The organism is Caballeronia sp. LjRoot34 (assembly GCF_964253815.1).
Classification (GTDB): domain Bacteria; phylum Pseudomonadota; class Gammaproteobacteria; order Burkholderiales; family Burkholderiaceae; genus Caballeronia.
Genome location: NZ_CAXUSB020000001.1, coordinates 3,083,352 through 3,098,989, shown reverse-complemented (window position 1 = coordinate 3,098,989; position 15,638 = coordinate 3,083,352). Strand labels below are relative to the sequence as shown.

The window sequence follows — 15,638 nt, the reverse complement described above, 5'->3', positions numbered from 1 at the left end:
CTGACTTGAGGCGTTGTGTCCGTAGCCCTACTCGTCGTTCAGCGGGTCCCTCTCTGTCCCGCATTGCCAGCACACGGTGAATTGCGCTTCCAGCGGCTCACCGCACTGCTGGCAGCGCCATCCCCGGGCGTTGGTGGCCGGGCCGCTTCGGGCGCGGTCCAGGATGCCTGTCGCCAATACCTCGTCACGATCATCCAGTATCCATATTTCTGGCGCGCATTGCTCCGCCGGAATCTCACCCATCGCACCGCTCAAGTAACGATTGTGTAACTCGCACGCTATCCCCGCTGTCGCCAGCACGTTCACCCAGTGATGCGCTGTAATCAGATTCGGAGCCCGCGTCAGTTTCTTCATCCCGTCGCAATCTGTTTTAGCGGTCTGTTTAGATGCAGTTGTGCATACTCATCAGGTCGATGAAATCATCGAACGATCTGGCTGGCTTCATGCACCAGTTGCGCATACAACTGATGTCGCGCCGGCCTGATCTTGCCTTCCGCCATTGCCTCTAGAATCGCGCAGCCCGGTTCATGCAGATGCCTGCAATTGTAGAAGCGGCACTTGCCGAGGAACGGCCGGAAGTCCGCGAACGAACGCTCCAGTTGTCCCTCCGATAAGTGATGCAGTCCAAACTCCTGGAACCCTGGCGAGTCGATCAGCGATCCTCCTCCCGGAAGCGGATACAGCCGCGTGAACGTGGTCGTGTGCCGGCCGCTGTTCAACGCCTTCGAGATCTCGCGCGTCGCGACTTCGGCGTTCGGCACGAGGATATTCACCAGCGTCGACTTACCCATGCCCGATTGTCCAAGCAGCAAGGTGGCACGGTTGGCCAGTCGCGCATCGAGTTCTTCATGCACGTGCTCAGGCGCCGCTTTCGCCGATAGCTCCACCACCGTGTACCCAAGCTCCCGATACAACGCCAGCCGCTTGCGAGCGACCGCGAGTGGTCCTTCCATATCGATCTTGTTCAGCACGATCAACGGCTCGAGCCCGTGCGCCTCGGCGGCAATCAGCGCGCGCCCGAGCAAGTCTTCGCTGAAATGCGGCTCCGTGCCGAGCACGATCATCAATTGATCGAGGTTGGCGGCGAAGAGCTTCGACTTGAACTGGTCGGATCGATAAAGCAGGTTGCGGCGCTCGCCAATCTCGACGATCACCCCTTGGTCCGCCGATGACTGCTCGTAACTCACCCGGTCGCCGACCGCGATCTCGCTGCGCTTGCCACGCGGGAAGCATTGGAGCATGGCGCTGCCGTCGGCGGGGGCGACCAGATAATGCCGCCCGTGCGCGGCGATGACCTTTCCTTCGATGCGCGCGTTTGTCGCTTTCTTCGCGTTACCCGGCCTCATGCGGCGTACTGCATCAAGCGCTCGATGCGCTGCGATGCAGGCGGATGCGATGCATAAAACGCGGAGTAGAGCGGATCCGGCGTGAGCGTCGAGGCGTTGTCTTCATAAAGCTTGACCAGCGCGTTGACGAGGTCGCGCGGATCGGTCTGGCTCGCGGCGAACTCATCAGCTTCGAATTCATGTTTGCGCGAGCTCAGGCTGCCCAACGGCGTCACGAAGAACATGAAGACGGGCAATGCCAGCATGAACAACACGAGTGCGAGGCCGTTGTTGTTACCCAGCAGCGATGGCCGCACGCCAAGTCCTTCATAGAACCATACGCATTGCGCCAGCCAGCCGAGCAGCGCAAGCATCACGAGACTGAGTACGAACGTGACGATCAGGCGCTTGATCACGTGGCGCCGCTTGAAGTGGCCGAGTTCGTGTGCGAGCACTGCTTCGATCTCGTTGCCGGAGAGCCGGGCGAGCAGGGTATCGAAGAAAACGATTCGCTTCGCCGCGCCGAAACCTGTGAAATACGCGTTGCCGTGCGCTGAACGGCGGCTACCGTCCATGACGAACAAACCCTTCGCGGCGAACCCCGTACGCGACATCAGGTTCTCGATGCGCGCCCGCAGCGCTTCGTCTTTCAGCGGTTCGAACTTGTTGAACATCGGCGCGATAAACGTGGGGTACAGGATCAGCACGAGCATCTGGAACGCGACCAGCAGCACCCACGCCCACAGCCACCACAACGCGCCCGCCTGATTCATCAGCCACAGCGTCACGAACAGTACCGGCAAGCCGATCGCCGCGCCCAGCACGACGCCTTTCACCAGATCGAGGAAAAAGAGCTTTTTCGTCATCCGGTTGAAGCCGAATTTCTCTTCGATAACAAAGTGCCGGATATAGTCGAACGGCAGGTCCACCACGCTGGTAATTGCCACTACGATAGCCACCAGCGCCATTTGCCCCACATAACCGCGGCCGAGCCAGTCGGAGACGGCCAGTTCGATCTGCTGGATGCCGCCAAGCAGCGTTAGCGCGATCAGCAGCGCTGCGCTGATCACGACCTCGACCATGGTCAGGCGTGTGCGCTCGACGGTGTAATCGGCGGCGCGCTGGTGGGCGGCGAGCGGAATGGTCTGCAGGAACTGCGGCGGCACATCCTTGCGATGCGCGGCGACGTGCCGGATCTGGCGCGATGCCAGCCACAGCTTGGTGCCGACCATGCCGACCAGCGCGACGACGAACACGACCGAGAAGGCGAGATTGAAATTGGACATCAGCGGAAACCCGATTGAAATATGCGCGATTGAATTATGCGAGAATTATAGGTTCTTGGCCGTCGTCGCGCGCGGTCTGTGTGATATCTAAAACCGCGCCTGGCAAGGCGTCAAACCCCTCTCAGGTTGCTCTCATATGGCCGATTCCGTGCTCGATCCCGCTTCTTCCCCAAGCTCCTCCGACCTCGTCCGCAGCGACATGAACCTCGTGTGGCTCGACATGGAGATGACGGGTCTCGAACCCGATACCGATCGCATTATCGAAATTGCGGTGGTGGTGACGAATTCGACGCTCGACAAACTCGTGGAAGGGCCGGTTCTGGCGATCCATCAGGACGAAACGGCGCTGGGCAAGATGGATGAATGGAACCGCAACACGCATGGCCGGTCGGGACTGACGGAGCGGGTGCGGGCGTCGACGGTCGATGAAGCAGAGGCCATGCGGCAAATCCGCGAATTCCTGGGCCAGTATGTCCCGCCGGGCAAGTCGCCCATGTGCGGCAATTCCATCTGTCAGGACCGGCGTTTCATGGCCCGGTGGATGCCCGAACTGGAAACGTTTTTCCACTATCGCAACCTCGACGTCAGCACGCTCAAGGAATTGTGCCGCCGCTGGCAGCCGGCCATCTACAAGGGTTTTCAGAAGCGCGCGATGCATACGGCGCTCGCCGATATCCACGAATCTATCGACGAACTCAAATATTACCGGGAGCATTTCCTGATTCCGTCGGCGGCGGGTAATGCCACGGCCACCACGCCGACCACGTCGGTTTAAGCGCGTAGAGGGTCAGGATTTTGGCGGCCGGATCGCGTTTTTCGGCCTGAACGCGGCCACTATTTCGGGCCGCGTTTCGACGTATGGACCGCCGATCAGATCGATGCAATAGGGCACGGCGGCAAAAATGCCCGGTACCTTGGGTTTGCCGTCGGTGTCGCGTACTCCTTCCAGCGTTTCGCGGATCGATTTCGGTTGTCCGGGCAAATTGACGATCAGCGCCGCGTGATCTGCCGTTTCGCGAATCACGGCCACTTGTCGCGACAAGATGGCTGTCGGGACGAAATTCAGGCTGATCTGGCGCATTTGTTCGCCGAAACCGGGCATGGGCTTCGTGGCGACTGCGAGTGTGGCTTCTGGCGTTACGTCGCGACGTGATGGGCCTGTGCCGCCGGTGGTCAGGATCAGATCGCAGCCAGTTTCATCGACGAGTTCAATCAGCGTGGCCGAGATGGTCGCCGCGTCGTCCTGGATCAGCCGGGTTTCCGCGCGCCAGGGCGAACTCAGTGCACTTGTGAGCCACTCTTGCAGCGATGGAATGCCCTTGTCCTCGTACACGCCCTGCGAAGCGCGGTCGCTGATCGACATCAGGCCGATCACCAATTCGTCGGGATGGTTACGCTTTGTAGCCATCGTCGTCGTCTCGTTCGGGGAATTCGACGCCTTCGTCTTCATCTTCGCCTTCGATCAAGCTCTCGTCTTCTTCGTCTTCCACGCCCGCTGCGGTCTTGATCCATTGGAACAGTTCGCGGAAGTAGCGTGGCGGTTTGGCCTGTTCGCGTTCCTTGCGGGCGTTGCGGATCAGCGTGCGGCCTTCTTGCGGGTCGACGCCGGGGTGTTGGCGGATGAAATCGGTGAGAGCGGCGTCGTCGGCGAGGAGTTTTTCGCGGGTTCTTTCGATCCAGTGCAGCTTGGCTGTTTCGGCCCGGTTCACGCCGCGATATGAGTCCAGCGCGGTGCGAATCGCTGCCGTTTCCTCGTCGGTCAGTGAGCGCATTACCCGTCCGACGTACTGCAGTTGCCGGCGTTTGCCTTCGTGGTCGGTGATGCGGCGGGCGGCGCGGACGGCGTCGTCGAGCTTTTCCGGCATGGGCATGCGTTTTAGCGCGTCTTTCGGCAGTTCGATCAGCGTTACGCCGAGTACTTGCAGCGCAAGCATGTCGCGTTTGAGCTGGGATTTGCTGGGACGGTCGTAGCCGTGCTCGCTGCCGTCCTGTTCGGAGGCCTCGGCCGGGTTTATCGGTTGCGTGCGGGTTTTACGGTTCATGCCGGTATTGTACAGGGGTGTTCGTTCGCACTCGGGGGTGGGTTTGGTGGGTTTGGGTTGGGGGCTGGTCGGGGTTGCCAGGTTCTGGGGTTGGCGGTTGGGGTTAATGCCGGGGTGGTCGGTTCTGGGGTTAGTGGTCGGGGTTGATGCCGGGTTGCTGCTTTCAGCGTTAGTGGTCTGCGAGAGTCGGATTTTCTCTTTATCACTATTAGCCACTGTGCGTGGCGGCACGTCATTTCTTTGTCCAAAGCGACAAAGAAACGAAGCAAAGAAAACGCTTTCAACCACGCTACCCTAAGTGTCCACAGCGTGCAGTTTCTATTCATAGGTGCCCCAAAAGCACGGTGCTCGCCAGAGCGGAGGATGTGTGAACCCCTCCTTCTCCGAACACCGATACCCACACGCTTCGCCACCAGTGATTGAACCTGCCCAAAGGGCACCCCGCGCTATCCGCGGACGACCAACCACCAAATGTTCACGCGCCTCGAACCACCTGGCTAACCCCTCTGGAAACAAGACCGCGAAAATGCGTGAGGTCATAGTCGGCGAAAATAAGCGCGTGGTCCACGCAGTTAACCCGCCAACATGGAAGTGCCAATACGGAAGTGCCAATACGCGAGATGCAGTTGCCGGCGAAAACAACTGTTCAGACCACGTAGCCAACGCACCAAAAAACGAAACCGGAAAGACGCGTGAGGCCGTAGTGGTTCCTTGGCAACTGGTGCTTGCCCGAGAGCGTACGGGGCGAAGCGTGTTCGTGTCAGGATTCGCGAGAAGGAGGGGTTCAAACATCCGTGGCTCTGGCGAGCACCGTGCTTTTGGGGCACCTATGAATAGAAACTGCACGCTGTGGACACTTAGGGTAGAGCGGTTAAAGCGCTTTCTTTGCTTCGTTTCTTTGTCGCTAAGGACCAAGAAATGACGTGCCGCCACGCACAGTGGCTAATAGTGATAAAGAGAAAATCCGACTCTCGCAGACCACCATGGCCGAAAGCACCAACCCAGCACTGACCCCGACCGCAACCCCCCCGACCGCAACCCCCCCGACCGCAACCCCCCCGACCGCAACCCCCCCGACCGCAACCCCCGACCGTAAACCCTGACCCTAACGCCCTAACACCCAAACCTAGCCCACCCAGAACCCCGAGTGCGAACGGAACCCCCTCCCCGGTGAAACCAAACCCCCGCCGGACTTGCTATGATCGTGCGATAGTCGAAAACCGGTCACACAGCGGCATTCAAGCGCACAGCGGGCGCTAACCGCCCGTCGCCACGACGACCAACAACGCGAACACGCTCGACACGTCGAGCACCCACAGGCAGACATAAAATGGCAGCAGATATGGACGTCAGGCAACGCTTTTTCCCGCACACCCAGGACGAGCTGAAGGAAATCGCGTCCGACATCCTGCGGCATGCAAAGGAACTCGGCGCCACCGACTCCGCCACCGAGATCTCCGAAGGCGACGGCCTCTCGGTCAGCGTGCGCCGCGGCGAAGTCGAAACCATCGAGCACAATCGCGACAAAATGGTCGGCGTGACCGTGTTTATCGGGAATAAACGCGGTAACGCCAGCACCTCGGACTTCACGCGCGCAGCGCTGAAAGACACGGTCGCCGCCGCCTACAACATCGCGCGCTTCACAGCCGAAGACAGCGCCGCGGGCCTCGCCGAAGAAGAACTGCTCGAAAAGGCCCCGCAGGACCTCGATCTCTACCACCCGTGGGATATCGACGCCGAAGAAGCCGCCGATCTCGCCCGTCGGGCAGAAGACGCCGCCTTCGCAGTCGATAAACGCATCCAGAACTCCGAAGGCGCAAGCGTCTCGGCGCAGCACTCGCAGTTCGTGCTGGCTACATCGCGCGGGTTCATGGGCGGTTACCCGTTCTCGCGTCATTACGTGGCGTGTGCCCCAATCGCAGGTTCCGGCCGCGACATGCAACGCGACGACTGGTACACATCGAAACGCAACGCCGCCGATCTCGCCGAACCGGAAGCCATCGGCCGGTACGCCGCGCATCGCGCGCTCGCCCGCATGGGCGCTCGCGGGCTCGATACACGCAAATGCCGCGTGATGTTCGAGGCGCCGCTGGCGGCCGGCATCCTGGGTGCCTTCGTGCAAGCGGTCAGCGGCGGCGCGCTATATAGAAAGACCACGTTCCTCGTCGACAGCCTCGGCAAACCGGTGTTCGCACCGCACATCCAGGTGCTGGAAGATCCGCACGTGAGGGGCGGCATGGGCAGTGCGCCTTTCGATGAAGAAGGCGTGCGTACGCAACGCCGCAACGTCGTGGAAGACGGCGTGGTGCAAGGCTATTTCCTGTCGACGTATTCGGCTCGCAAGCTGGGTATGAGAACGACGGGCAACGCGGGCGGTTCGCATAACCTGTCGCTGCGCAGTTCGTTGACCAAACCCGGCGATGACTTCGAGGAAATGCTCAAGAAGCTGGGCACGGGCCTGCTGCTGACGGAACTGATGGGGCAGGGCGTGAACTACGTCACCGGCGATTATTCGCGCGGCGCATCCGGCTTCTGGGTGGAGAACGGTAAGATCCAGTATCCGGTTGAAGAGATCACTGTCGCCAGCACGCTGCAGGAGATGTTCCGGCACATCGAGGCTATCGGTGCGGACACGGTCGTGCGCGGCAACAAGGAAATTGGCTCCGTGCTGATCGAGAAGATGACGATCGCGGGGCAGTAAGAGAATCTGCGGAAGAGAAAAAGCCCGGAACGGCGCTGACCGTTCCGGGCTTTTTCAATGGAAAAGTACAAAGCGTGATGGACTAACCCGCTAGCCGATCAAAAACCCGAAATCTGAAGCTACGCCGTGCGGCGCTCGTAAACCACGAACGAATAGTCGAAATCATTCGGCGCCGCCGCGTGATGCGTCTCCCGCGAAACCTCTTTCCAGACGGCTGCATCGGGCGGGTCAATGGAAATATCGCCGGGAAAATCGGCATCGATCTCGGTCAAAATCAGCTTCTGCGCGAGCGGCCACCCTTCGCGAAACAACTCCGCGCCACCGATCAGGAACGCTTCGCCGGCGTCGTCCCGTGCGGCCAGTTCCAACGCATCGGCAAGCCGGGTCACCGTATCGCAGCCGTCGAAGCGGCGCTGGGCATCACGCGACACGACTATATTTCGCCGCCCCGGCAACACCCGTCCAATGGACTCATGCGTCTTGCGTCCCATCACAATGGGCGCGCCCATCGTCGTGCGTTTGAAGAACGCGAGGTCTTCGGGCAAGCGCCAGGGCAATTGGTTGTTGCGTCCGATCACGCCGTTGCGCGCGCGGGCGACAATCAAGGTCAGTGTCGTCATGGTGTGGAGATCCGTATCCGGCTTCGAGATAACTCAAGCCGCAGATTCTACCCGACACCCGGCGCCCAACCGCCGCGAGCCTCTTCACCCCGCGTCCGCGCCATTCACCATCGCCGCGCCGCGCAACCCATGCGCGACCATCAGCCTGTACAACGTCACCCGCGAGATCCCCAATTCCGCCGCCGCCTCGCTGAGCTTGTGCCGATGCCGCAGCAACGTCAGTTCGATCGCGCGCTTCTCGGCGGCATCGCGGGCAGCGGCCAGCGTGGTCGATTCAATGCCCGTGCAGTGACCGAGCCCGAGGTCGTCGGCGGTGATCAGCTTGTTCTCCGCCATCACGATCGCGCGCCGCACGCGGTTGATCATCTCGCGCACGTTGCCGGTCCAGGCGTAGCTGTACATCGCTTCGATCGCCGACGGCGCAAAGCCGATGATCTTGCGCCTGCCGTCGCTCCTGAACTTGTGCAGCACGTGTAGCGCGAGAATTTCGATGTCCTTGCCGCGCGCCCGCAGCGGCGGTTCGTCCACGCGCAGCACGCACAGCCGATGGAATAAATCGGTACGAAACCGGCCACTGACCATGGCGGCTTCCAGGTCGATGTGGGTCGCGGAAATGACCCGCACGTTAACGGCGATGGGATCATGGCCGCCCAGCCGGTCGATCTTGCGTTCCTGCAGGAAACGCAGCAAATGCACCTGGCTGTCGAGAGGCAGGTCGCCGATTTCATCGAGGAAGAGCGTACCGCCGTCGGCTTCTTCCACCCGGCCGATCTTGCGCTGGTTCGCGCCCGTGAACGCACCGCGCTCGTAGCCGAACAGTTCGGACTGGATCAGGTGGTTGCCGATCGCGCCGCAATTGATCGCGACGAACGGACCCTTGCGGCGCGGCGAGCGTTCGTGGATAGCCACGGCCGTCAATTCCTTGCCGGTCCCTGATTCGCCGGTGATGAACACATTGGCGTCCGTGTTCGCGACCTTGCGGATAGTGCGAAAGAGCTGCTGCATGGCCTCGCAGGTGCCGACCATCTGCTCGTCGCCGAACACGGTCGGGGTATCGGCGAGGTCGATGTCGCCGAGGCTCACCATGCCGTACGCGTGATCGACCAGATAGCCTATTGTCGCGTGTGCGGCCGGGCCTTTCACGAAGTCGAAACAGTAGTGCCGAATCAAGTGACAGACGACCGGGTCTGCGAGGTGGATGTCGTCGGTAAGGGCGATCCAGCCGGCTCGCTGATGACGCAGGGCGGGCTCGAGCACGGCCAGTTCGCGCGCCGAAAAGCTGGTCATATCGACAATACCGGCTACTGGCGTATCAGTTTTAAGCATGCTGGACTGGGTGGCGAGCGTACCCGCCGATACCTTCCAGCCAAGGCTCTTCAAGTACGTGACCAGCGTCTCATTCGGCGCCTGTGCGATGTAGAGCAGGTTACGGACAGCAGACGCCGCATGGGGCGTCGGGATGATTGGAACGATCGGGAGGCCCTGCATACCGGAGAAACCCGGCGCGACCAAGGCGCTGGCCGGTACGGTGCTCATTGGCAGCATTGAAGCCAATGCGTCTTTACCCGACGCGGGTAGCGAGACGGGGGCGGATTCGAGCACGGGCGATCTCCTTTTTGCAGCGGGCGCAAACGGTGTCTTGGCGGACACGGCGATGCATGCGCTGTCGATTCCATACGACCGTCGAACGGGAGTTGCGTGAAGTCCTGCGTAAAGTCCCTGCATAAAGCCCTGAAGCCCGCAGGTGCGTTCCTCGCGTAATTGCGCGGCACGTCCACGTACCGCGATCACGCGGCTTCGCTGCTCGCTGAGCAATACGTTAAGTGTCCTACTGTCCGGCGTGTCGTTCAAATCCTGTTATCTGCGTTGTTGCGTAGCTGCATCGCGTATCTTGCGATCGTTCTTCAGACGGCTTGCTTTGCACCGGTTCGCAAATTCCCGGCTACTGCGTCCTCTGGCTGCCCGCGCTCGCGACGTCCCCCGGTGTGACGCGGGTGGCTGCATCGACGGGAACGGGAGCCGGCACCGGCGGCGAGATCTCATCCCAAAGCGTGACGCTGGTCGTGTGCGCGGTGGCCGGCGACTCCTCCGTCGTCGCCGTGACTTTTTCAAGCGTGGTATCGGCCTGCACCGCAAGCGGCGCCGATGCAATGGGTTGAACCGATGCGGGCTGTTCCCGTTCCATTGCAGGATTAACAATAATGCGCTCGTTCGATGCCGCTTCGCCAGCGTCGGCGCTTCCAATTTTTCTTTCCATAAAAATGGCTGACGGATTTGGCCGGGTCACGAATGTTTCATATCCGGACATTACGGCCGGGGACGTGGGCTGGATCACGCGATCCTCGTTTGCGGCATTTTGTGCGCAAACGTTGTCGGCTAAGCTGCCCAGTAGAAAGCACGCGGCACTAATGACAGCAATCTTATGTGCTGTTGCAGTATTTTCTCGTTTGACGACGCGGCCGGTGCTTTCCATGGCGGTCTCCCTGATTCACTGTCATTTAGCGAAACATATGCCATCGCACGCATTCCGTTGGTGTTATTGAGCGCGCGGCAAGCTAACTGAAAAACTGAATCGGGAAAAAGACAAAAACGTTTCATGATTGAAACGATAGACGGTTAACTGTCATTTTTATCAAAAATTGCGTAAATGCTATCGTCTTATTTAAGCTATTTGCAAACTGCTTATTAAAACTGGGCTTCGTTGTTGAAACGCACAGTGGCCGTGCTTCAGGCGCGGTGTGCAGACATTGTTGCGGATATTTGTTTTCGAAGTATTCGCTTTATAGTAGTCTCTCAAAAACAGCATCTGAAACAAAACAGGGTTCGCATAGAACCGCGCGACAGCACTCGTCGCTTCCGGGGTTTCACCGTTTGCAGTTTTCCGAATGACCGTTCGCTTGGGGCATGCGAGTCTTCGACGTCTGCAGCGTGGTTGAGGGCAATTACCGGCGCGACCTTTTCAACGACCGTTGACGAAAGGATCAAAACAATGGAAGTCGCTCGGCGGCAACTAATCTACGTGACTCGTGACCCGAGCGCGCCTTTGTGTGCCCGGTTTGAGGAAAGGGGCTGGCACATAGAGGTGGTATCGAACGCGAAGGACGCACGCCGATGGCTTCGTAACGACCTGGCAACCGGTGGCTTGCTGGATCTGTCGAGCAGCTTTGAAGCTCACGAACTCGCGGCGCTCGAAGCGTCGCTGACGCTGACCAATGTCGGCTGGGTTGCGGCGACCGTGACAGGTCAACTCGAAGATGCGGCCGTGCGCCGGCTGATTCGCGACTACTGCTTCGACTACGTCACCTTACCTACATCGAATGATCGCGTCGTGGACGCGGTCGGCCATGCATATGGAATGGTGGCGCTGCACGAGAACGCCTCCAACGATGCGCGCGACGGCCGCGCCGAAGGCGAGATGGTCGGTTCTTGCGACGCCATGCTCGCGTTGTTCCGCTCCATCCGCAAGGTCGCCATGACCGACGCGCCTGTGTTCATCTCGGGCGAATCGGGCACCGGCAAAGAGCTCACCGCAGTCGCCATTCACGAACGTTCGGTCAGGCGCGAGCAGCCGTTCGTCGCCATCAATTGCGGCGCCATTCCCGCGCACCTGTTGCAATCGGAATTGTTCGGTTATGAGCGCGGTGCGTTTACCGGCGCGAATCAACGCAAGATCGGCCGTGTTGAAGCAGCTAACGGCGGCACGCTGTTCCTCGATGAAATCGGTGACTTGCCCCTCGAAAGCCAGGCAAGCCTGTTGCGTTTCCTGCAGGAACGCAAGGTTGAACGGCTTGGCGGACATGGGTCAACGCCGGTGGACGTGCGCATTATTTCGGCCACCCACGTGGATATGCAGACGGCCATGATCGAAGGGCGGTTCCGTGCCGACCTGTATCACCGTCTGTGCGTGCTGCAAATCGATGAACCGCCGCTGCGGGCACGTGGCAAGGACATCGAGTTGCTCGCCAAGCACATGCTGGACCGCTTCAAGAAGGACGCGAGCCGGCGTCTGCGCGGCTTCGCGCCCGATGCCATTGCGGCTATCCACAACTATGGCTGGCCGGGCAATGTGCGCGAGCTGATCAATCGCGTGCGCCGCGCCATCGTGATGTCGGAAGGGCGCCAGATCAGTGCGCGTGATCTGGAGCTCGGCGAATACGTGGAAGTGGCACCGGTGTCGCTGGCGCAGGCACGGGAGGCTGCCGAACGGCAGGCTATCGAACTCGCTTTGCTGCGCCATCGTGGCCGTCTTGGCGACGCCGCGCAGGAACTTGGCATTTCGCGGGTCACGCTGTACCGCCTTCTGAGCGCGCATGGCATGCGGCACATTGAAGTCGATGCACCGACCGAGCACGTCACGCGCGGCTAAGGGCCGCGTTTGACGGTCGGCCGCCGGCCGCTCGTCGGTCGCCAAGGTTTCTGCTTGATACATTCATGCCCGGGGTTCACTGGAACGCCGCGGATCGCTCGCATTTGTCCCCTGCAAGACGCCTTCGCACCTCGCCCGCCAGCGCTTGGTAAAATCGTGGTTTGGTTTTGTCGGCGGCTGCGTTTTCCAGATTTCCCGCGTTTTCCATGGCTGGAGGAATCTGGCGCGAAAGTGCGTGGCAGGCGCGCGGAAATGTTCTGCCAGAATAGCGGCACGTCCTCCTTTTACACACGATCCTCCTCATGATCCAGTACCACGAACTGCTCAAAGACATTCTCGAACGCGGCGCTCGCAAGATGGACCGGACCGGCACGGGGACGATCAGCACGTTTGGCCGTCAATTGCGTTTCGATCTGGCCGAGGGGTTTCCGATCGTCACGACCAAGCGCATCCACATGAAGAGCGTGGTCTACGAGCTGCTGTGGTTCCTGAACGGCGATACGAACATCAAGTATCTGAACGACAACGGCGTGACCATCTGGGACGAATGGGCCGATGAAAACGGCAACCTCGGTCCGGTGTACGGCCATCAATGGCGCTTCTGGCCCAAGAGCGACGGCACGGTGGTCGACCAGGTGAGCGCGCTCGTGCATCAGATCAAGACGCGGCCGAACTCGCGTCGGTTGATGCTGACTGCCTTGAACGTGGCGGATTTCCCGGACGAGTCCATGTCGCCCGTCGATAACGCCCGTGCCGGCAGGATGGCGCTGGCGCCGTGTCATTGCCTCGCGCAGTTCTACGTGAACGAAGGCAAGCTGAGCTGTCTGCTGTATTGCCGCAGCCAGGACGTGTTCCTGGGCACGCCGTTCAATATTGCGAGTTATGCGTTGCTCACGCACATGCTCGCGCAGCAATGCGATCTGGATGTGGGGGAGTTGGTCTGGACCGGCGGCGATTGCCATATCTACCTGAACCATCTGGAGCAGGTGGACCTGCAATTGAGGCGTGAGCCGTATCCGCTGCCGAAGCTCGAACTGGCGAGAAAACCCGCATCCATCTTCGATTACCAATACGAAGACTTCGTGATCGAAGGGTATCAATATCATCCGGGCATCAAGGCGCCGATCGCGGTTTAAAAGGACTTTGCGCGTCCCGAATCTGGTTGATTATCCAAAACCGGGGGGCGTGCCCTTTAAAACATCAAGGCGTAGTGATGTTGGGCATCGGATGTTGAACATCGCCGTCTGCCTTCGGGCCGTTGAGCCGGATGCCCCTGTAATCGAGCAGCCAATCAGGGCTCATCGCGGCGATTGCATCGGGCGTCGCCGTGTTGACCCCCTTTACCTTCGGTACGCCGTCGCGCAGTTCGAATGCGCCCATCAGGTATTCATCGGGTAATCATTGCGCCAGGTTGGGTTCCCGGTCTGGATGGCCGTGACCACGTGTGGTGCTATGTCGGTTCCATGCCGCTAGAGGCCAGTAAGTACGGCGGCGAAATGCCGCTCGCCGGCGGGTGTGACTCGCAGGACTCGCCGCTTGGCGGTTGTTTCAAGCCAGCCATGTTTTGCGCATGCATCGAGGAACGCTGCGCCTAGCGCACCGCCCAAATGCGGCCGGCGTTCGCTCCAGTCGATGCACGTGCAGGCGAACCGTCTCCGCCGTGCTTTCTGCGCCGTGAGATCAATACCGAGCCGAGAAAATTCATCGATTCCTTGCGGTGTTGCATCGAGCGCGGTGGGGCCGGGCCGCTTCGAGCCGGCCGGCACGCCCTGCACGACTTCCAGCCACCTCGATGTCAGCATGCGGTCGAACAGACGCACAGCCAGTTCACCCGCGAGATGGTCGTAACACGTCCGCGCATAACGCATGTCGAGCGGCACGGCGGACGCCGGCCGCGGCGCAGGCCGATGCGCCTGCGCCGCTTCCCGCAGCGGCGCGCTGGCTTGCGCCAGATTAGCCAGCGCTTCAATCGCCATCGCGATATCGGGTGTTGCAATGCGGTAATACCGATGCCGCCCGCTCACTTCGAGCGCCAGCAGCCCGCTCTCGACGAGCCGGGCGAAGTGCCCGCTGGCGGCGGATGGCGAGATGCCGGCGATCATCGTGAGTTCGCCGGCAGGCCGGGCGGTGCCGTCCATCAGCGACCACAGCATGGCGGCGCGGCCGGGGTCCGCGAGCAGTGCGCCTATGCGTGATAAACCGGGAAATGGGCGTGCATCGTCGTGATCGAGCGTCATCGCAGCCTCCTTGGATTAGCTCTACTTTAGCGGCTTGGCGCATGCGATGTTTCATCGTAACGTGAAGTATCGATTCAGGGCTGGAACTCATCAGAGCGCTATGCAAGCCCCGCGCTAGAATGATGTTTCGCGTTGAGTGAAGGTTGTGCAGGGGACTCTCATGATTAAAATTTTGATAGCAACGCTGCTTGTGGCGGCGTGTGCAGGTTGTGCGGGAGCGTCAGGCGGGTCGCCGTCAGCAAGCGGGTCGAGCGGCATCACCATGTACGGGGTGGTCGACGAGGGCGTTTCCGTGCGCAAGTAGCCGCACAAGTGTGCCGAAGTGTGTCCAGGCTCGCCGGAGCAGGGCGGCGAGCGTTTTTTGAGACTCGTATAATTCGGCAACTCCACTTACCGGGCAGGCCCGTCCAGCTTGCCTTATATCTACATGAATACTGCAGCGCCCATCCCTCAATCCAACGATGCCCCGATCACCGATCGGTCCGAAACCACGTTTCGTTTTCTAGCCGAGCCGACTTCCGTCAATTTCGGTGGCAAGGTTCACGGCGGCGCGCTGATGAAGTGGATGGACGAAACGGCTTACGCGTGCGCCGCAGTCTGGTCCGGGCGCTATTGCGTGACGGTCAGCGTGGGCAATATCCGTTTTCGCCGGCCGATCCTGGTGGGCAATCTGGTCGAATTGCGCGCGCGCGTGGTGGCAACGGGGCGCACGAGCATGCATCTGCATATATCGGTGCACGCGGGCGATCCGAAGAGTGGCGTGCTGCAACAGACCACGGATTGTCTGATGGTGTTTGTCGCCGTCGATGAAGAGGGCAAGCCGGTGCCGGTTCCTTCGTTCGTGCCCGTGACGGATGAGCAAAAGCGGTTGGCGAAATATGCGATGGACGTCAAGGACGCGTTGGACGCGATCGTGGAATTGAAGCCGGAAGAAGTGGCGGCCGGGAAGGTTTAAAAGCGAGGAAGGGCGCTGGCGGGAAGATTCGTCGGCGCGACGTACCGTGCCATAGCTATGTCGTTGCGAACAACCAGATTATTAGTATAACTACAAAATGGGAGCG

General features: G+C 60.4%; 16 protein-coding genes. 6 read left to right on the top strand and 10 right to left on the bottom strand.

Annotation, left to right across the window (positions count from 1 at the left end):
* Positions 1 to 27: 27 nt before the first annotated feature.
* The 3 genes from ACSQ36_RS13935 to ACSQ36_RS13925 all read right to left on the bottom strand — a co-directional run bounded on the left by ACSQ36_RS13935 (position 28) and on the right by ACSQ36_RS13925 (position 2,611).
* Positions 28 to 354: a DUF2007 domain-containing protein gene (locus ACSQ36_RS13935; RefSeq protein ID WP_436182307.1), complete on the bottom strand. Its 327-nt coding sequence runs from the start codon at positions 352 to 354 to the stop codon at positions 28 to 30.
* A gap of 65 nt (positions 355 to 419) precedes the next feature.
* Entirely contained in the window at positions 420 to 1,346 is a 927-nt protein-coding gene (gene rsgA / locus ACSQ36_RS13930; RefSeq protein ID WP_436182306.1) for a ribosome small subunit-dependent GTPase A, read from the bottom strand.
* On the bottom strand, positions 1,343 to 2,611 hold the full coding sequence (locus ACSQ36_RS13925; protein ID WP_436182305.1) for a M48 family metallopeptidase: 1,269 nt from the start codon (positions 2,609 to 2,611) through the stop codon (positions 1,343 to 1,345). The genes rsgA and ACSQ36_RS13925 overlap by 4 nt, the downstream gene beginning before the upstream one ends.
* A gap of 136 nt (positions 2,612 to 2,747) precedes the next feature.
* On the opposite strand from ACSQ36_RS13925, the gene orn reads away from it, so the two are divergent.
* Complete coding sequence (gene orn / locus ACSQ36_RS13920; RefSeq protein ID WP_436182304.1) at positions 2,748 to 3,386, top strand: oligoribonuclease; 639 nt, start codon at positions 2,748 to 2,750, stop codon at positions 3,384 to 3,386.
* Between the two features lie 12 nt (positions 3,387 to 3,398).
* Here orn and mog read toward each other — a convergent pair whose 3' ends face one another.
* Together mog and yjgA are read right to left on the bottom strand one after the other, a co-directional pair.
* Complete coding sequence (gene mog / locus ACSQ36_RS13915) at positions 3,399 to 4,019, bottom strand: molybdopterin adenylyltransferase (RefSeq protein WP_436182303.1); 621 nt, start codon at positions 4,017 to 4,019, stop codon at positions 3,399 to 3,401.
* Complete coding sequence (yjgA, locus tag ACSQ36_RS13910; RefSeq protein ID WP_436183176.1) at positions 4,003 to 4,653, bottom strand: ribosome biogenesis factor YjgA; 651 nt, start codon at positions 4,651 to 4,653, stop codon at positions 4,003 to 4,005. The genes mog and yjgA overlap by 17 nt, the downstream gene beginning before the upstream one ends.
* Before the next feature lie 1,330 nt (positions 4,654 to 5,983).
* On the opposite strand from yjgA, the gene pmbA reads away from it, so the two are divergent.
* Complete coding sequence (gene pmbA / locus ACSQ36_RS13905) at positions 5,984 to 7,354, top strand: metalloprotease PmbA (RefSeq protein WP_436182302.1); 1,371 nt, start codon at positions 5,984 to 5,986, stop codon at positions 7,352 to 7,354.
* Between the two features lie 119 nt (positions 7,355 to 7,473).
* On the opposite strand, the gene ACSQ36_RS13900 is transcribed toward pmbA, so the two are convergent.
* From ACSQ36_RS13900 to ACSQ36_RS13890, 3 genes are all read right to left on the bottom strand, one after another.
* Positions 7,474 to 7,974 (bottom strand): dihydrofolate reductase, encoded by a 501-nt coding sequence (locus ACSQ36_RS13900; RefSeq protein WP_436182301.1) that lies wholly within the window; start codon positions 7,972 to 7,974, stop codon positions 7,474 to 7,476.
* A gap of 84 nt (positions 7,975 to 8,058) precedes the next feature.
* The gene (locus ACSQ36_RS13895) at positions 8,059 to 9,462 is read right to left on the bottom strand and encodes a sigma 54-interacting transcriptional regulator (RefSeq protein WP_436183175.1); all 1,404 of its coding nucleotides are present in this window, start codon (positions 9,460 to 9,462) and stop codon (positions 8,059 to 8,061) included.
* Between the two features lie 454 nt (positions 9,463 to 9,916).
* Positions 9,917 to 10,231, bottom strand: coding sequence for a hypothetical protein (locus tag ACSQ36_RS13890; RefSeq protein ID WP_436182300.1), 315 nt, complete (start codon positions 10,229 to 10,231; stop codon positions 9,917 to 9,919).
* Between the two features lie 732 nt (positions 10,232 to 10,963).
* Between ACSQ36_RS13890 and ACSQ36_RS13885 the strand changes: the two genes are divergently transcribed.
* Positions 10,964 to 12,340, top strand: a complete 1,377-nt coding sequence (locus tag ACSQ36_RS13885) for a sigma-54 dependent transcriptional regulator (protein WP_158940049.1) — start codon at positions 10,964 to 10,966, stop codon at positions 12,338 to 12,340.
* 302 nt (positions 12,341 to 12,642) lie between these two features.
* Positions 12,643 to 13,476: a thymidylate synthase gene (locus ACSQ36_RS13880; RefSeq protein ID WP_436182299.1), complete on the top strand. Its 834-nt coding sequence runs from the start codon at positions 12,643 to 12,645 to the stop codon at positions 13,474 to 13,476.
* A gap of 64 nt (positions 13,477 to 13,540) precedes the next feature.
* Here the strand turns inward: ACSQ36_RS13880 and ACSQ36_RS13875 are convergent, their stop codons facing one another.
* Positions 13,541 to 13,720 (bottom strand): alkyl sulfatase C-terminal domain-containing protein, encoded by a 180-nt coding sequence (locus ACSQ36_RS13875; RefSeq protein WP_436182298.1) that lies wholly within the window; start codon positions 13,718 to 13,720, stop codon positions 13,541 to 13,543.
* 89 nt (positions 13,721 to 13,809) lie between these two features.
* Positions 13,810 to 14,577 (bottom strand): ArsR/SmtB family transcription factor, encoded by a 768-nt coding sequence (locus tag ACSQ36_RS13870; protein ID WP_436182297.1) that lies wholly within the window; start codon positions 14,575 to 14,577, stop codon positions 13,810 to 13,812.
* A gap of 160 nt (positions 14,578 to 14,737) precedes the next feature.
* On the opposite strand from ACSQ36_RS13870, the gene ACSQ36_RS13865 reads away from it, so the two are divergent.
* Together ACSQ36_RS13865 and ACSQ36_RS13860 are read left to right on the top strand one after the other, a co-directional pair.
* Complete coding sequence (locus ACSQ36_RS13865; RefSeq protein ID WP_213769015.1) at positions 14,738 to 14,881, top strand: hypothetical protein; 144 nt, start codon at positions 14,738 to 14,740, stop codon at positions 14,879 to 14,881.
* Positions 14,882 to 15,004: 123 nt separating this feature from the next.
* Positions 15,005 to 15,532 carry an acyl-CoA thioesterase gene (locus ACSQ36_RS13860; RefSeq protein ID WP_218627507.1) on the top strand — a complete coding sequence of 176 codons (528 nt, stop codon included), beginning with the start codon at positions 15,005 to 15,007 and terminating at the stop codon, positions 15,530 to 15,532.
* Positions 15,533 to 15,638 lie beyond the last annotated feature (106 nt).